7 protein-coding genes are annotated in these 17,350 nt (G+C 73.6%); 6 read left to right on the forward strand and 1 reads right to left on the reverse strand.

Translation table 11 applies throughout. The features are described 5' to 3' along the window. The first annotated feature begins 232 nt into the window (after nucleotides 1–232). From NAEX_RS52540 to NAEX_RS41985, 4 genes are all read left to right on the forward strand, one after another. Nucleotides 233–1,045, forward strand: a complete 813-nt coding sequence (locus NAEX_RS52540) for a DNA-processing protein DprA (protein ID WP_177325930.1) — start codon at nucleotides 233–235, stop codon at nucleotides 1,043–1,045. Between the two features lie 360 nt (nucleotides 1,046–1,405). After that, nucleotides 1,406–3,361, forward strand: coding sequence for an acetate--CoA ligase (gene acs, locus NAEX_RS41975; RefSeq protein ID WP_096333082.1), 1,956 nt, complete (start codon nucleotides 1,406–1,408; stop codon nucleotides 3,359–3,361). 99 nt (nucleotides 3,362–3,460) lie between these two features. Continuing rightward, entirely contained in the window at nucleotides 3,461–7,276 is a 3,816-nt protein-coding gene (locus NAEX_RS41980) for a DUF3857 domain-containing protein (protein ID WP_096333083.1), read from the forward strand. 43 nt (nucleotides 7,277–7,319) lie between these two features. Next, nucleotides 7,320–11,168: a hypothetical protein gene (locus tag NAEX_RS41985; protein ID WP_096333084.1), complete on the forward strand. Its 3,849-nt coding sequence runs from the start codon at nucleotides 7,320–7,322 to the stop codon at nucleotides 11,166–11,168. 240 nt (nucleotides 11,169–11,408) lie between these two features. Here NAEX_RS41985 and lon read toward each other — a convergent pair whose 3' ends face one another. Beyond that, on the reverse strand, nucleotides 11,409–13,808 hold the full coding sequence (lon, locus tag NAEX_RS41990) for an endopeptidase La (protein WP_170136470.1): 2,400 nt from the start codon (nucleotides 13,806–13,808) through the stop codon (nucleotides 11,409–11,411). A gap of 59 nt (nucleotides 13,809–13,867) precedes the next feature. Between lon and NAEX_RS49030 the strand changes: the two genes are divergently transcribed. After that, nucleotides 13,868–15,733 carry a hypothetical protein gene (locus tag NAEX_RS49030; RefSeq protein WP_170136471.1) on the forward strand — a complete coding sequence of 622 codons (1,866 nt, stop codon included), beginning with the start codon at nucleotides 13,868–13,870 and terminating at the stop codon, nucleotides 15,731–15,733. 219 nt (nucleotides 15,734–15,952) lie between these two features. Further along, nucleotides 15,953–17,218, forward strand: a complete 1,266-nt coding sequence (locus tag NAEX_RS41995; RefSeq protein WP_143140655.1) for a hypothetical protein — start codon at nucleotides 15,953–15,955, stop codon at nucleotides 17,216–17,218. Nucleotides 17,219–17,350 lie beyond the last annotated feature (132 nt).

Below are 17,350 nucleotides of genomic sequence, written 5' to 3' on the forward strand. Positions count from 1 at the left end.
CGTCACGGGCGCGCCGGACGGCCGGTGAAAGCCCAACGATTCCGGCATGATGAGTTTATTCAACGCGGCGGCTGTCCCGCCATCGGGACATCCCTGTCAGGGGGTCGGACACGCGCTCGCAACGCCGATCCGGTCGCGTTCCGCCCGCACGATCCTGCGAAACGTCCGAGCCTGCCAAAGCTCGCGCGTGGACTTCGTGCAAGCGCGGGCGGCCGGCGAACGACTACTCCATGTGTTCACGACGCGAACCGTCCCCTCGGTCGACCTCGGCCTCGCCACCGCGGGCCCTTGCTTCCTCGCCGGCGAGCTGCCCCCCGGTCCACGCCTGGCGATCGTGGGCAGCCGCGCCGCCCGTCGCGATCGCCTCGCGTTGCTCGGCCCGGCGCTCACCGCCGTGCAGGCCGCCGGCTTCGCGCTGATCTCCGGCGGCGCTCTCGGGGTCGACATCGCGGCCCACCGCGCGGCGCTGGCGAGCGGGGTGCCGCAGCTGGCCGTGCTGCCGTGCGGCGCCGATCGGCCCTATCCCTCGCAACATGTCCCCTGGTACAGGTCGATCGCCGCCGCGCCGCGCTCGGGCCTGCTGTTCTGTCACCCGCCGGGCACCGAGCCGTGCCGGCAGATGTTCGCCAGCCGCAACGCGATCGTCGTCGACATGGCGGCCGCCGTGCTGGTCGTCGAGGCGGCCGCGCGCTCGGGCAGCCACGGCACCGGGCTGCTGGCCCTGAAGCACCGGCGACGGCTGGCGGTCGTGCTCGGCAGCCCCGGCTGCGCCGATTTGGCGGCCCGCGGGGCGACCGGCCTGCCGTGCGAGCCCGACGCCTTCGCGCCGGCGTTCGCGGCCTGGCTGGCCGGCGAGGCCCCCTGCGCGAGCCGTTTCCCGGCCGAGCTCGCCTGGCTCGACGCGGCCCTCGCCGCCGCCGGTCCGCGCGGCCTCAGCCTCGACGCCATCCCCGATCCGCTGCACCGACTCGTCGATCTGCTGACGGCCCAGCGTCTCGGTCTCGTCGTCGAGTCGCCGCCCGGTCGCTACCGGCGCGTGGGCTGATCGCCGCGAACGATCGGGCGCGTCCGCGTCTTGCGATCCCTGGCTCGACTCGTCGAGCGCGGCCCGGTGGCCACGGGCCCGGTCGGCGGACCGCCGCGCGCGAGCGGGCCAGCCACACGAGCCCCCGCATCGACTCGGCGACGGCTGCCCGGTCCGTGCCGGTGCCCCGGCCGAACCCGCGAACGAGCGGGCCGGCGCGTCCTCGGAGCCCCGCAGCGACTCGTCGCGCCAGGTCAATTTCGGCGCCGCCGTCGGCCGGCGCGCGACGCCGGGCCGCCGCCCGCGCCGCGTGCCGGCCCGGCGAGCGGCGTTCTGCGCGAGGTCCTCCACGCGCCGCGGCGAGCCGGTATCCTGCGGGCGATGTCCGAGTCGATCCTCGTCCCGCCGCCGCCTGCGTTCGCCCAGGGCGCCCTCGTGTCGTCGCGCGCCGCCTACGAGGCGCTGTACCGCCGCAGCATCGACGATCCAGCCGGCTTCTGGGGCGAGCAGGCGGCCCGGATCGCCTGGCACCGCCCGTACGACGCCGTCTGGGACGCACACGCGCGCCCCGGCGAGATCGCGTGGTTCACCGGCGGCCGCCTCAACGTCAGCTACAACTGCGTCGATCGCCACGCCGCGCGGACGCCCGATCGACCGGCGATCCTCTGGGCCCGCAACGAGCCCGGCGAGTACGAGACGATCACGTTCCGCGACCTGCAGGAGCGGGTGGGGCGGCTGGCCAACGTGCTGCGGGCGCACGGCGTCAAGAAGGGCGATCGGGTCTGCATCTACTTGCCGATGATCCCCGAGCTCGCGTGCGCCATGCTGGCGTGCGCCCGCGTCGGCGCCGTGCACTCGGTGGTGTTCGCCGGCTTCAGCGCCGACGCCCTGCGCGAGCGGATCCTCGACGCCGACTGCGCCGTCGTCATCACCGCCGACGAGGGCCTGCGGGGGCCCAAGCGCGTGCCGCTCAAGCCGGTGGTCGACGCCGCGGTCGCCGGGCTCGACGGCGTGCGTCGCGTGCTCGTCGCCAGGCGCACCGGGGCCGCGGTGCAGATGACTCCCGGCCGCGATCTGTGGCTCGAAGACGAGCTGGCCCGCCAGCGCGCGACCTGCCCGATCGAGTGGGTCGACAGCGAGGACCCGCTGTTCGTCCTCTACACCTCGGGCTCGACCGGCAAGCCCAAGGGCGTGCTCCACACGACCGGCGGCTACCTCGTCTACGCCGCCACCACGCACCGCTACGTGTTCGACGCGCGCGAGGGCGACATCCACTTCTGCGCCGCGGACGCCGGCTGGATCACCGGTCACAGCTACATCGTCTACGGCCCGCTGGCCAACGGCGTCACCACCGTGATGTTCGAGTCGATCCCGACGTACCCCGACGCCGGGCGCTACTGGCAGGTCGTCGACGACCTGCGCGCGACCATCGTCTACACCGCGCCGACGGCCCTGCGCGCGCTGCTGCGCGAGGGCGACGAACCTGTCCGAAAGTACAGGCGCGACAGCATCCGCGTGCTCGGCACCGTCGGCGAGCCGATCAACCCCGACGTGTGGCGCTGGTACTTCGACGTCGTCGGCGACGGTCGCTGCCCGGTCGTCGACACCTGGTGGCAGACCGAGACCGGCGGCATCCTCATCACCCCGCTGCCGGGCGCGATCGCCTGCAAGCCGGGCTCGGCCACCCTGCCGTTCTTCGGCGTGCGACCGCTGCTGGTCGACGACGACGGCAAGATCCTCGAGGGCGACGACGTCGCCGGCAACCTGTGCCTGGCCGGCAGCTGGCCCGGGCAGGCGCGCACGATCTACGGCGACCACGCCCGCTTCCTCGCCAACTACTTCTCGCGCTTCCCCGGCTACTACTTCACCGGCGACGGCTGCCGCCGCGACGGCGACGGCTACTACTGGATCACCGGCCGCGTCGACGACGTGCTCAACGTCGCCGGCCATCGCCTCGGGACCGCCGAGATCGAGAGCGCGCTGGTGGCCCACGAGGCGGTGGTCGAGGCGGCCGTGGTCGGCTTCCCGCACCCGCTCAAGGGGCAGGGGATCTGCGCCTACGTCATCACGCGGCCCGAGTTCGACGCCTGGGACCGCGAGGAGCTGACCGGCGCGCTCAAGGAACAGGTCCGAAAGGCCATCAGCCCGATCGCCACGCCCGACCGGATCTTGCTGGTCCGCGGGCTGCCGAAGACGCGGTCGGGCAAGATCATGCGCCGGATCCTCCGCAGGATCGCGGCCGGCGAGCTCGACCCGGCCGGCTTCGGCGACACCAGCACGCTGGCCGAGCCGGCGGTCGTCGACGACATCGTCGCGCTCGCCCGCGGCCGCGGCTGAGGTCGCGCGCGCCTCGCCGGCCGCCGCGCGGCGGCCTCCTCGCGCAAAGGTGCGCGGACTGTGGCAACCGGGGGAAAACTCCCGCATCATGGGCCGCCCATGCTCGCCGTCACAGCCGCCCGCCACGCCTGGCTCGCGCTCGCGCTCGCCGTGGCCCCGGGACCGGCCGCTCCGTCCACCGCTCCGACCCCGCCCCCGGCCGCGCCGCCGCAGGCCCCGCTGTTCAAGCCGGGCGTCCGCGACGCCGCCCACCCGGGGCGTTATGTCCGCGAGTTCGAGCGCCGCAAGGCGATCCTCCGCAACGAACCTGGCCCGGCGGCCATCCTCGCGCTGCTCGGCCTGGTCTTCGAGCTCCAGGGCGAGGTCCCGCGCGAGGAGCTCATGGCCTTCGTCGACGGCGCGCGCAAGCACCGGGAGCCGCTGGTCGCCAGCTACGCCGGCTACGTGCGCGGGCAGCTGCTCGAGCAGGAGGGGCAGGGGCAGGGCCCGGACGCCGAGGCGGCCTTCCGCGCCGAGGGTTACCTGCTCGACTGGCAGATCGTCGGCCCGTTCGACAACAGCGGCCGCGGCGGCCACGACCAGGTGTTCGAGCCGGAGACGGCGCCGTTTTCGGCCGGCCAGACCTTCGTCGGCAAGCTGCCGGGCGAGCCGTTGCCGTGGCGGTCGTTCGTCCACGCCAAGGCGCCGCGCAACGGCTTCGTCAACCTCGCCGACCTCCTCCAGCCGGACACGGACGTCACCGGCTACGCGACCGTGTGGATCCGCAGCGACAGGGCCGTCGACGCCGCCCTGCACATCGGCGCCGCCGGGGCCTACAAGGTCTGGCTCGACGGCGTCCCGGTCGGCCAGGCGGCCAGCTACCACTCGCCGAACGCGCTCCAGGACGCCCACCCGATGCGCCTCCAGGCCGGGTGGAACCGCCTGCTCGTCAAGCTCGGGGCCGACGAGGGGCTGTGGGGCTTCTACGCCCGCGTCAGCGCGCCCTCCGGCGCCCCGCTGGCCGGCCTCGAGGTCCGCGGGAGCCCGCCGGAAGGGCTTCAAGCTTCAGGTGAAAAAGGTGCTTCCAAGACCGCGAAACCAGAAGCGAAACAGCCAGCCAAGCTGAGGCCCGTCCGGAGCCTGCGCGGGCTGCTCGAGGCGCGCGCTCAGGGCCCGCGTCCGCGTCCGGCCGACCGGCTCGCGCTGGTCGAGTTCTACCGCTGGACCTCGCCGTTCGCCCCCGAGGATCGCACGGCGGTCGACCGCGCCCGCGAGGCCGACGAGGCGGTGAAGAGCGCCCGCAGCGCGCAACTGCTGGCGATCCTCGACCCGGACCAGAACTCGAGCCGGACCGCGCTGCTGACCGGCATCGAGCGCGCGCGCAAGGAGGGCAAGGCGAGCGCGCCGCTGCTGGCGTCGATGCTGGCCGACCTGAGCCTGCGGTACCAGAGCCTCGGCCTCGAGGAGCGGGGCCGGGCGCTGCTCGACGAGGCGTTCGCCACCACCCCCGACGACCCGCTGATCGAGCTGACCCTGGCCACGCGCCTGGCGACCGACGGTTTCCCGCTGGCCGCGCTCGAGTGGGTCGAGGACATGCTGAAGCGCTACCCGGGCTCGGCGCTGCTGCTGCGCGACAAGGCCGATCGCCTGCTCGATCTCGGGCGCACCGAGCCGGCGCTGGCGCTGCTCGAGAAGCTGGCCGGCGATCGGCCGACTGACGGCGGGCTGGCGCGGCAGATCGCCGACGGCAAGCTGCGGCTCGGCAAGCCGGACGCGGCCGCCGAGGTCGGCCGCCGGCGCGCGGCCGCCGTGCCCGGCTTGCCGGAGGCGTTCCGCGAGGTCGCCCGGCTCGAGGAGGCGCGCGGCGACCTGACGAAGGCCCGGGCGGCGCTGCAGGCGGCCGTCGACCTCGCGCCGCAGGACGCCGACCTCCACACCGCGCTCGCGCGTCTGGCCGCGCGCGACGGCGACGGGGCGGCGGCGATCCGCAGCGTGCGGCGCTCGCTGGCCCTGCGCCCGCAGCAGCCCGAGCTGCGCGACTACCTGGCGACCCTCGACGCGACCCAGAAGGACGACCTTTTGGCCCGCTACCCGGTCGACTTCGAGGCCCTGGCCAAGAAGCCGACCCCGAAGTCGTGGGCCGGCAAGGACGCCGGGGTCCTGCTCCACCGCACGGTCGTGCGCGTGCTGCCGAACGGCCTCACCGAGCGGCTCGAGCACCGCGTCGTGCGCGTCCTCGACGACCGCGGGATCCGCAGCCAGGCCGTGCAGGGCATGGTCTACGACCCCGAGGAGGCCTACGTCGACGTCCGCCGCGCGCGCGTGCGGCGGACCGACGGGCGCATCGAGGAGATCGGCGATCCCACCGTCGTCTCGCTGACCGACGCCGGCTACCGCATGTTCTACGACCAGCGGCAGCAGCGGGTGAACTTCAACGGCCTGCGGGTCGGCGACGTGCTCGAGGTCGCGTTCGTGCGCCGCGACACCGCGCTGCGCAACAAGTTCGACGACTACTTCGGCGAGATGGTGCCGCTCGAGGGGTTCGAGCCGCAGCTGCTGCGCGAGTACGTGCTCGAGGCGCCGTCGTCGCGGAAGCTCTACTTCAACCAGCCGGTCGAGCAGGAGCCCGGGCCCGCCGAGGGCACGGTGCGCTACCGCGTGACGATGGGCGAGCGCCGCGGGGTCAAGCCCGAGAGCGGGATGCCGGGCTGGACCGAGCTGGTCAAGTACCTCCACGTCAGCACCTACAGCGATTGGGACGCGGTCGGCCGCTGGTACTGGAACCTGGTCAAGGAGCAGTTGGTCGTCGACGCCAAGATCAAGGCCGCCGTCCAGGATGTCCTGAAGAGCCTGCCCAAAGGGGCAGGTGAGCGCGAGAAGGTGCGCGCGCTGTACAAGCACGTCATCACGTCCACGCGCTACGTCGGGCTCGAGTTCGGCATCCACGGCTTCAAGCCGTACCGCACCACCGACGTGTACGACCGCCGCTTCGGCGACTGCAAGGACAAGGCGAGTTTGCTCAAGGTCATGCTCGCCGAGGCCGGCATCGCCTCGCACCTGGTGCTGGTGCGCACGCGCGACCAGGGCGCGCTCGGGGCCGCGCCGGCCAGCCTGTCGGCCTTCAACCACGCGATCACCTACGTCCCGAGCCTCGACCTCTACCTCGACGGCACCGCCGAGTTCTCCGGGCCCGAGGAGCTGCCGACCGGCGACCAGGGCGCGACGGTGCTGATCGTGCGCGACGGCAAGGGCGCCGAATTCAAGACCATCCCGGTCAGCCCGGCCGGCGACAACAAGCAGATCGTCCACCAGACGGTCGAGCTCAAGCCCGACGGCAGCGCCGACGTGAAGCACCTGTTCACCGTCACCGGCGCCTCGGCGGCCTCGTGGCGCAGCGCGCTGCAGGCGGCCGAGAACCGCAAGGAGCGGCTGACGCAGGTGTGGGGCGGCCAGTTCCCGGGCCTCGAGATCCGCGAGCTCGAGGCGCCCGGCCTCGGCGACGTGCTGCACCCGGTCCAGATCCGCACCGCCTGGAGCGTGCCCGCGTGGGCCCAGCGCCAGAACGACGTGCTGCGCTTCAACGTGCTCGGCCACCGCACCGGGCTGCAGCGCGGGCTCGCCGGCCAGGCCACCCGCGAGCACGACCTGGTGATGGCGGCCCCGGCGACCGAGGTCAACGTCATCGAGGTGACCGCGCCGAAGGGCTACACCTTCGGCCAGTCGCCGGCGAACAAGTCGTTCGAGACCCCGTTCGCCCGCTTCACCCTCGACGTCGCCGGCCGCGGCGACCGCGTCGAGGTCCGCACCGAGCTCGAGTACCGCACCCACCGCTTCAAGGCCGCCGACTACCGCGCCCTGCGCGAGTTCCTCGGCCAGGTCGACGGCGCCCTCGAGCAGGCGTTCGAGCTCCGCCCCGAGCCGCGGGGGGCGAACTGACATGTTCCGGAGAACCTTGCCCTTGCACCCTGTTCGTTCGCGCATGTCCCTTCGTGCAGCACTGGTCTCGGTCCTGGCGCTGACCGCCGCCGCCCCGGCCTGCAAGCCGCGCGAGGGCACGAGCGAGCCGCACACCGAGGGCAGCGCGCGCGCGCGCCTCAAGGCGCTCGAGGCCCGCCTCAAGTCGCACCCCGACGACGACGACGCCTGGCGCGAGGCGGCCCACCTGCACTGGCTGTTCCTCAAGCAGCCGGACAAGGCGCGGCCGATCCTCGACCGCCTGGCCGGCAAGGGCGACCCGGTCGCCCAGGCCTCGCGGATGATCTTCGCCGACGCCCGCCTCGACCTCAAGACGACCCGCAGCATGGCCCAGGCGCTGATCGTCGGCGCGACGAAGCCCGGCGCCGACGCCGAGGCCCGCCGCGTCCAGGTCGGCCTGGCCGAGCTGGCGGCGCGCCTGCTCAGCGAGAACCACGGCGAGCTGCCCGACGACGACGACGACTTCGTCCGCTTCTACGACAAGCTGGCGCGCGACCGCCTGCCGGTCGAGGTGGTCCAGCCGCTCGTCAGCCTGCGGGCCCAGATCGCCCGCCGCCTCGACCAGCCGTACCTGCAGTACTACGACCAGCAGGGCTGCGTGCGCGCGTTCCAGGTCGGCCCGGTCGAGGGCAGCCTCGAGGCGCTCGAGCTGCGGGCTGCCGCGAAGGACATGTCCTCCGGGACAGATAAGTTCAAGGCCGACCCGGCGGCGGTGCTGACGCCGCTGGCCTGCGCGGTGCGCACGTGGAACCTGACGCCGCGCGGCGGGGTGAGGCGCATGCGCACGAGCCTGGCTGTCCCCGGGGACAGCCTCGTCCTCGGCCTGTCGAGTCAGGAGCCGATGCGGGTCTACCTCGACGGCAAGCCGATCTTCCGCAGCGATCGCAGCGACCGCTGGCCGGCCGCCGACAACCTGCTGCAGCTCAAGGTCGCGCCCGGGCCGCACCGGCTCGAGGTCCACACCGCGGCCGCGCGCGAGAAGACGTGGGTGCTGGTGCGGGCCACCGACGTCGCCGGCAAGCCGATCGCGGCGACCGCCGACGGCCCCGCGGCGACCACCCCGTTCACCGGCGAGCCGGTGCGGATCGGCCACCACGAGATGCTGGCCGACCGCGGGCCGCTGGCCGGGCCGAGCTACCTGCCGCTGCGCGCGTACCTGGCGGCCGCCGACGCGCTGGCCGAGGGCGACTCCGACGCCGCCGAGCGCTACACCGGCAACCTGCAGGCCTACGGGCCCGACTTCCCCGAGGGCCAGGTGCTGGTCGCGGCGTTCGAGATCGCCGATCCGACGCGCGAGCGCAACGCCTCGACGTCGCGTCAACGCGAGGCGATCGAGGAGGCCCTGCGGCTCGCGCCCGACCTCGACCGCGCGCGCGTCCGCCTGCTCGAGCTCGACCTCGAGAAGAACGAGATCAGCGAGGTCGAGGCGGCCCTGGCCGCGCTGCCCGACAAGGCGCTGCGCCACGTGCCCGGCGAGCTGGTCCGCTTCGCCACCTACCTCGCCCGCGGCAACGAGCCGCTGGCCGAGGCCGCGCTCGCGCGGGCCGCCGCGATCCACCCGCGCGCGTGCGCGGTGCTCAAGGCCCAGCGCACGCTGGCCCAGCGGCGCAGCGAGGTCGCCCGCGAGGACGGGCTGGCGATCGAGCTCGAGCGCTGCGCCGGCACCACCGGCTCGCGCGCGGCCCTGGCGTTCCGCCGCGGCCGCAACGCCGACGCCCGGGCGCTGCTCCTCAAGCTGCTCGAGCGGACCCCCGACGACATCGACGTGATCGAGCAGCTGGCCGAGCTCGAGATCTCCGAGGGCAACTATCCGGCCGCGATCGCGTGGCGCAAGAAGATCCTGGCGCTGCGGCCGTTCGGCGCGCGCACGCTGGTCGCCACCGCCGACCTGCAGGCCCGCGCCGGCGACCCCGCCGCCGCGCGCGCCAGCGTGAAGGCGGCGCTGGAGAAGGCGCCGCAGAGCTCGGCGCTGCACACGATCGCCGCCGGCCTCGGGATCCCCGACGACCTGCAGCTGCTGCGCGTCGACGGCGTGCCGCTGGTTGCAGCCTACCGGGCCGGAAACTTCGCGGTCGCCGCCCCGGCCGGCGCCGGGTCGGCCCCGCGCCCGAGCGACTACGAGGGCGCGAGCGAGGTGCTGGTGCTCGATCGCAGCGCGATCCGGGTCTACGAGGACGGCAGCCAGCGCCAGATCGTCCACACCATCGTCGAGCTGCGCAGCAAGGAGGCGATCGATCGCTACGGCGAGATCACGCCGCCCGAGGGCGCGCGGGTGCTGACCCTGCACACGATCAAGGCCGACGGCACGGTGTTCGAGCCGGAGTCGATCCCGGAGAAGAGCGGCCTCAGCCTGCGCGGGCTGCAGATCGGCGACTGCGTCGAGTACGAGCTGCTGCTCGACCGCGAGCCGCTGGGCCTGCTCCCCGGCTACATCGACCTCACCACGTTCCGCTTCCAGTCGGCCGAGACCCCGTTCCACGTGTCGGAGCTGCTGGTCGCGCACCCGAAGTCGGTGGCGATCAAGGTCGACCGGCGCGCCGGCGCGCCGGCCACCGTCGAGGGCAAGCTGGCCGGCACCGACCTGGTCTTGAAGACGTGGAAGGTCGAGCGCTCGAAGCGGATCGGCGTCGAGCCGCAGATGCGCCACATCCTCGACGAGGTGCCGTCGGTCCGCGTCTACACCGACGTCGACCCGAACAAGTGGCTCGCCAGCCTGGGCCTGCGGATCTACACCGGCCAGCGCGCCAACCCCGAGCTGCGCACGCTCGCCGCCAACCTGACGCGCAACGCGAGCACCCCGCAGGCCAAGCTGCAGGCGCTGTGGTCGTGGGTGGTCGAGGAGGTCGAGGAGGGCGGCGACATCACGGCGCCGGCCACCGCGACGCTGTCGGCCCGCCGCGGCAACCGACTGACGCTGCTGAAGGCGCTGCTGCGCGAGGCCGGCGTGCGCTCCGAGCTGTGGCTGGCCCGCGACAACTTCGCCCTCAAACCGTTGCCCGGCGGCAGCCCGATGCTCGAGGGCTACGAGGTGCCGATCCTGGCCGTCGACACCGGCGGCAAGGCGCCGACGATGGTGCTCACGAGCTCGAAGGTGCTGCCGATCGGCTACCTCATGCCGGGGCTGTCGCAGGCCCAGGGCATGCGGGTCCAGCTCGGCGAGGACGAGCCGGCGCCCGGCCCGGTCCGCCTGCCGGCCTCGCCGCCGGCCCTGGCCGACCGCCGCAGCTACGAGCTCGAGCTCGAGCTGGCGCGCGACGGCACCGGCACGCTGCGCGGCACGATCGAGCTCCAGGGCATGGAGGCCGCGGCCTGGCGCGAGGGCCTGCGCACGCTCGACGCCGACCGGATCAGCGAGGGCTTCGAGCGCGCCGAGCTGGGCGCGATCCTGGTCGGCTCGGGCGCCGAGCTGGTCGACCTCGACATCGAGCACAAGCTCGACTTGCCGAAGCCGCTGCGGCTGCACTTCACCGCCAAGGTCCGCGGCGCGATCGTGCAGCAGGGCGGGGAGCTGCTCATGCGCGCCAACTCGGTGCCGATGAACATGGGCCTCAACTACGCCTCGCTGCCGCAGCGCCGGACCGGCTGGGTGATGCCCTACGCGCCGCTGCTCGAGGCCAGCCTGACGATCAAGCTCGACGGCGCCGCCTTCACCGCGCCGCCGACCGAGGAGACGATCGAGGGCCCGTTCGGCACCTACCGCCGCACCGTCAAGCAGGTCGCCCCCGGGCAGATCACGCTGACGACGCGCTCGACCCTGGTGACGGGCAGCTACGAGGCGGCCCGCTACCCCGAGATCGTCGACTACACGCGCAAGATCAAGGCGGCCGAGGACCAGGTCATCCGCGCGAAGTGAGGGCCCGGCCGCCGAGCCGCGCGGTCGGGCGCATGTCCTGAAGCCCGTGTCTCGCGGCTCGGTTCATGCGAGCCGCGCGGGCGGCCGCATGCCATGAAAGGACATGCCGCTCGGCTCGGGTCGTACGAGCCGCAGCGCTCTTCGTCGAGCGCATGTCCTGGAGGGCATGTCTCCAAGCGCATGCCCGTTCGAGCATGCCCTCGAGGACATGCCCGAACGCTCATCGACGCCGGCGCGCCGCTACTCGGCGGCCTCGGCGTCCTCGCTCGGCAGCAGGACCGCGTCGAGGACCTCGCGGATGTGTTTCACGTAATGGAGGCGCATGTCGGCGCGGGCGGCCTCGGGGATCTCGGGCTCGTCCTTGCGGTTGCGGTCGGGCAGGATGATGTCGCGGATGCCGGCGCGGTGGGCGGCGAGGACCTTCTCGCGGATCCCGCCGACCGGCAGCACCTGGCCGCGCAGCGTGATCTCGCCGGTCATGGCCACGTCGACGCGCGCGGGCCGGCGCGAGAACAGCGACACCAGCGCGGTCGAGATGGCGATGCCCGCCGAGGGGCCGTCCTTGGGCACGGCGCCGGCGGGGAAGTGGATGTGCACGTCGTAGTGCTTCATCAGGTCGCGGACCACGGCGGCGTCGGCCCCGAGCTCCGCGCCGCGGCTGCGCACCAGGATGAGCGCGGCCTGGGCCGACTCCTTCATCACCTCGCCGAGCTTGCCGGTCAGCCGCAGGTGACCTGTCCCTCGGGTCAGGGTGGCCTCGACGAACAGGATCGTCCCGCCGGTCGGCGTCCAGCCGAGGCCGGTGACGAGGCCGGGCGACGGCTCCTTGGCCGCGAGCTCGTCGTAGTAGCGCGGCGGCCCGAGGATCCGCAGCGCCTCGTCGGGCCCGACGACCAGGCTCGGCTGCTTGCCCTCGGCGATCTGCATGGCGACGTCGCGCAGCAGCGAGGCCAGCTCGCGCTCGAGGTTGCGGACCCCGGACTCGCGCGTGTACTGGGTCGCCAGCGCCAGCAGCACCTCGTCGGGGACCTCGACCGCGACCTCCGACAGGCCGTTCTCCTGGCGCTGCTTCGGCAGCAGGTGGCGCTTGGCGATCTCGAGCTTCTCCTCGATCGTGTAGCCGGTGAGCTGGATGATCTCGAGCCGGTCGCGCAGCACGCCGGGGATCGTGCCGAGGTCGTTGGCGGTGCAGAGGAAGATGACCTTCGACAGGTCGTAGTCGACCCCGAGGTAGTGGTCGTGGAAGGCGGTGTTCTGCTCGGGGTCGAGGGCCTCGAGCAGCGCCGAGGCCGGGTCGCCGCGCAGGTTGGCGCCGACCAGCTTGTCGATCTCGTCGAGGACGATGACCGGGTTGCGGGTGCCGGCGCGCTTCATCGCCTGGATGAACCGCCCGGGCAGCGCGCCGATGTACGTGCGCCGGTGGCCGCGGATCTCGGCGTCGTCGCGGATGCCGCCGAGCGAGATCCGGACGTAGCGGCGCCCCAGCGCGTCGGCGATGCTGCGGCCCAGCGAGGTCTTGCCGACGCCCGGCGGGCCGACGAGGCAGAGGATCGGGCCGCGCTTGTCGGGCGCCAGCTTGCGCACGCACAGGTACTCGAGGACGCGCTTTTTGACCTTCTGGAGGCCGTAGTGCTTGTCCTCGAGCAGGGTCCGCGCGGCGCCCATGTCGAGCTTGTCGGCCGTCGTCGCCGCCGGGCTCCACGGCAGGTCGGCGATCCACTCGAGCCAGGTGCGGCAGGTGGTCGCCTCGCTGCTCTGCGGGTTCATCCGCCGCAGCCGCCCGAGCTCGCGGTCGGCCGCTGCGCGCACGTCGGGCGGCAGCTCGGCGGCCTGCAGCCGGCGCTCGAGGTCCTGCAGCGCGCGCTCCTCGGCCTCGCCCTCCGACTCGCCGAGCTCGTGCTGGATCGCCTTGAGCTTGTGGCGCAGCAGCGCGTCGTGCTCGTGCTTCGACAGGTGCTCGCGGACGTAGCGATCGAGGTCGCGCTTGACCTGCAGGACGTTGGTGCGGTGGCTGATGAGCTCGATGACCTTGCGCAGGCGGGCGACCACGTCGACCTCCTGCTGGACCGCGAGCCGCTCGTCGCCGTCGAGCTCGACGTGCGCGGCCGCGAGGTCGGCGATCAGGCTCGGCGAGCGCTCGGCGAGGATCGTCGCCTGCGCCTGCGCCCGCGCCTTCGACTTCGCGGCCGTCGGCTGGAGGCCGTCGTGCTGCTTGACGAGGTCCTGCAGCGCCCCGGCCAGCGCGTAGGCGAGGGTCGGCTCGTGGACGATCTCGGCGGCCGCGTCGAACTCGGCGATCTGGTAGTCGCGCTCGGGGTAGATGTCGTGCAGGCGCACGCGGCTGAGCCCGCGCAGCGTCACCGAGGTGCGGCCGGGGGTGCCCGCCAGCACCTGCACGACCTCGCAGGCGATGGCGACGGGGTAGAGTTGATCGAGGTCGGGCGTGGCGGCGGAGGTGTCGCGCAGGAGCACGGCGATGACGCGCCCCGCGCCGCCCCGCGCCCGGTCCTGCGCCGCGCGCACCGCCTGCATGGCCGGCGAGCTGCGTCCGAGGTCGACCGGCTGGGTCGCGCCGGGGAGGATGATGGCGCCGCGCAGGGGCAGGAGGGGGAGCGGCCCGGTGATCGCGGGAGAGGACATCGGCGGGGAGGTTAGCCGATCTGCGCCGCCTCGCCGCGCCGCTCTGGTAAAAGAGCCGCGTGTCCGCGGGCCCTGCCGCCTCCGAGATCGTGCCGCCCTCGCCCGGGCCTCCGCCGGTCGTGGCCGACCTCGGCGGCGTCGCGGTCGCCGCAGGGGTCGGTTTGGCCGCGGGCCTGTCGGTGCCGCTGACGTGGGGCGTCGTCCCGGCCGTCCTGGCCGGCCTCGGCGCGCTCGTGCTGGTCGCGCGCCGCGGCCCGGGAGCCCCCGATCCGGCCGTGGTCGCCGCGCTGCCGAGAGCGCGCCGGATCGCGCTGGCGGCCCTGATCCTGGCCCCGGCGATCCCGCTCGCCACCGTCGCCGCGCGGGCGATCGCGGGGGTCGTGGTCGCCTATCCGGCGGCGCTGTGGGCGGCCGCGCCGGCCCTGCTCGCGGCCCTGGTCTTGCCGCTGGTTTGGCCCCTGCTCCGAAGGACATGGTCACAAGGACTTGTCCTTTGCGCCCTGGTCTTCGGGACATTCGCGGCCGGGGCCGGCGGGGCCCGCTTCGAGGCCGCGGGGGCCCACGCGCGCGGCGAGACGTGGGGCGGGCCGATCCTCGGCATCCACCCGTTCCAGACCACCGCGATCGTGATCGACGGCTACGGGCCGTTCGACCTGCCGATCAACGACTACGTCGAGCCCGACGGCAGCAAGGGCTACGGACCGGCGGCGCTGGCCGAGGCGCTGACCCGTGACCTGCACAAGATCGCCGAGCTGCAGTACGCCGAGCACGGCCCGGCGCGCGCGCACAAGGCGTTCGCCGAGGCGACGGTGGTCGCCGAAGATCTGCCCGAGGCGCGCGAGCGGCTCGACCGCCCGTCCGAGGCGCCGACCGAGCCGCGCCTCCACGTGACCTCGGGCGGGGTCGGGCGCGCCTCGCGGGTCGAGTTCGTGTGCCCCGGCGCGCCCAACGACCCGCGGCCGCGCAAGCCCGACGCGGTGATGGAGCGCATGTGCCCCGACAAGTACAGCTCCGAGGCCAGCGCCGGGCTCGGGCTGACCGGGCGCTGGACCGGCTACACCGAGGTGCTGGGCCAGCCGCGGCTGTCGCTGGGGCGCGCGCTCGGGTGGCCGCGCGAGCGGGTGACCGGCGAGCTGCGGGCGTGGGCCTGGATCGCGCTCGGGCTGGTGTTCCTGGCCGCCTGCGGGCCGCGCGGGCGGGCCGCGGCCGGGCTGTCGCGCTGGGGCGGGGCGGTCGCCGCGATCGCGGCTGTCCTTTCGATCCTGCTCCTCGTGCCAGGTCTCTCGGTACAGGTCGAGGCCTGGGCCCGCCCGGCCGCCTGGGAGGCGCCCTGGGCGCTGGCGCCGTGGGTCGCGCTCCTGGCCCTCGGGTCAGGTCACGCCGCGATCGCGGCCGGGCCGGCGCGGGCGGAGAGGGGCGGCTGGCGCGGCCTGGTCGCGCGGGCCTTGCCGCTGGTCGCCGGCACGGCGGGGCTGGCGTGCAGCCTGGCGGCCTCGACGTGGTGGACGCCGGTGCTGACGCCGCCGACAGGTCCGGCGCAGGCGTTGCCGCTGGCGGGGGTGATCGCCGGGCTGGGGGAGGGGCTCCACCGCAGCAGCGGGCTTGGCATCGACGTCGCCGAGGGGGTCGTCGCCGCCTCCGCCGTGGCGCTGCTGGTCGGCCTGCTGGCGGCGTTGCTCGGCCCGGTGGTGCGGTTCGCGGGATCTGCGCTCGCGCCGCGCAGGCCGGTGCTGGCGGCCCACGGTGCCCTCCTCGCGGTGATCGTCCCGGCGGCGCTGCTCGTGCTGTCGCGCATGTCGGCGGGGGCGGCGGCCCTGCTCGCGCCGGCCGCGGCGATGGCGTGGATGGCCGGCACGGGGCTCGCGCTGGCGGTGCCGGGGGGCGGCGCTGGCCCGCGATCGCCGAGCACCTGCTGGCCGCCGTGATCGTGGTCGTGGCGGGCAGTCAGGCCCTGGCGGCGCAGTCCAACCGGACCATGTGGATCGCCCTCGGGTTCGGGGTCCTGATCACCCTCGCAGGGCTGGTGCTGCTCCCGCGGGTCCGTTCCGCGTCGGATTCTGCTACCCCTGGGCCTCGGCCATGATCCTGGGGCTTCTCAGGCCAAAATCAGACCGCTATCATCCCCGCGCTTCCCAGACCCGCACATGACCGCAGCCATCACGTCGTCTCGCCCGTCGCCGCTCCTCCGCGCCTTCACCGGCGTCCTCTGTGCGGCGCTCGCCTTCTCGCCGTTGCCCGCGGCTGCGTCTTCGCCGGCGTCCTTCGGCATGTTCGCCGCGGCGCCGGCCCCTGCTTCGACCGGCAACACCATCGGTCTGTTTCGCCTCAGCGGCGACGCGGCGGCGGCCGAGGCGCTGCGCTCGCAGATCCTCACCGACATGAGCGCCGCCGGGTACAACGTCAAGGGCGTCGCGCTCGACATCGACGGCGCGGCCGGCAAGGTCAAGTGCAAGGGCGGGGCCGACGCGTGCGTCGGCAAGGTCATCGAGTGGCTCAACAAGGGCGCCGCCAAGTCCGGCACCGTCTACGACTACCTGATCTACGGCACCGTCGGCGGCCCGAACGCGCCGAGCACGATCGTCATCTACGACGTCGCCAAGAAGGCCAAGGTCAAGGAGTTCACGCCGTCGATCAACCCCGACGACCTGATCCTCCCGCTCGCGCTGCCGCGGGCGATGGTCGCCTCGCTGAACAACTACCGCACGCCGCCGGCCCCGGCCACGCCCGAGGAGCAGAAGATCCTGGCCGAGCTCGACGAGCCGGCCAAGACGCCCGAGGAGCTGGCGGCCGAGAAGGCGGCCATCGACGACGCCGTCGGCAAGGTCGCGGCCGGCCAGGGCGAGCTCATCGACACCAGCAACGTCAAGGTCGACCTCAAGAAGGACTTCAAGGAGTTCTGCCGCACCGGCCCGCCGAAGCCGCGCGTCAACAAGGACGACCCGAAGGACCTGCGCCCGGTGTGCAAGCGCGGGCCGATCTTCGGCTACTTCCAGACCCGCGCGTGGGTGGCCCTCGGCCTCACCGCCGGCGCGCTGCTCACCACCGGCATCTTCTACTCGCTCGGCCTCGCCGCCCGCGGGCCCTACAAGTCGGCGCTCGACGACCTCAACAACTCGGGCCTCGACAAGACCGACCCGCTGCAGTCCGACGAGTACACCGTCATGGCCTCCGACGTGGCCGACAAGGGCAACACGATGCGCAACCGCCTGATCGGCGGCGACGTCGCCCTCCTCACCACCGTCCTGCTCGCCGGCGTCCTCGCCGTCATCATCTACCAGGACCGCACCGACGCGAAGGACTACATCAAGACCGAGAAGAGCCTCAAGTCGGTGTCGCGGATCCAGAACGTCCGCGGCGGCCCGATCCTCAGCCGCGGCATGCAGGGCTTCGGCTTCGGCTTCAACTTCTGAGCCGCCGCGCCGCGGCGTGACCCGAGGGCCCGTCGCCACCCGGCGCGGGCCCTCTCGCGTTGGGTCGCCGGCTCGCGGAGCGGGATTCCCGTATGGACATGTTTGATAGGACATGTCTTTACGAGCATGGCG

It is taken from the genome of Nannocystis exedens (assembly GCF_002343915.1).
GTDB classification, from domain to species: domain Bacteria; phylum Myxococcota_A; class Polyangia; order Nannocystales; family Nannocystaceae; genus Nannocystis; species Nannocystis exedens.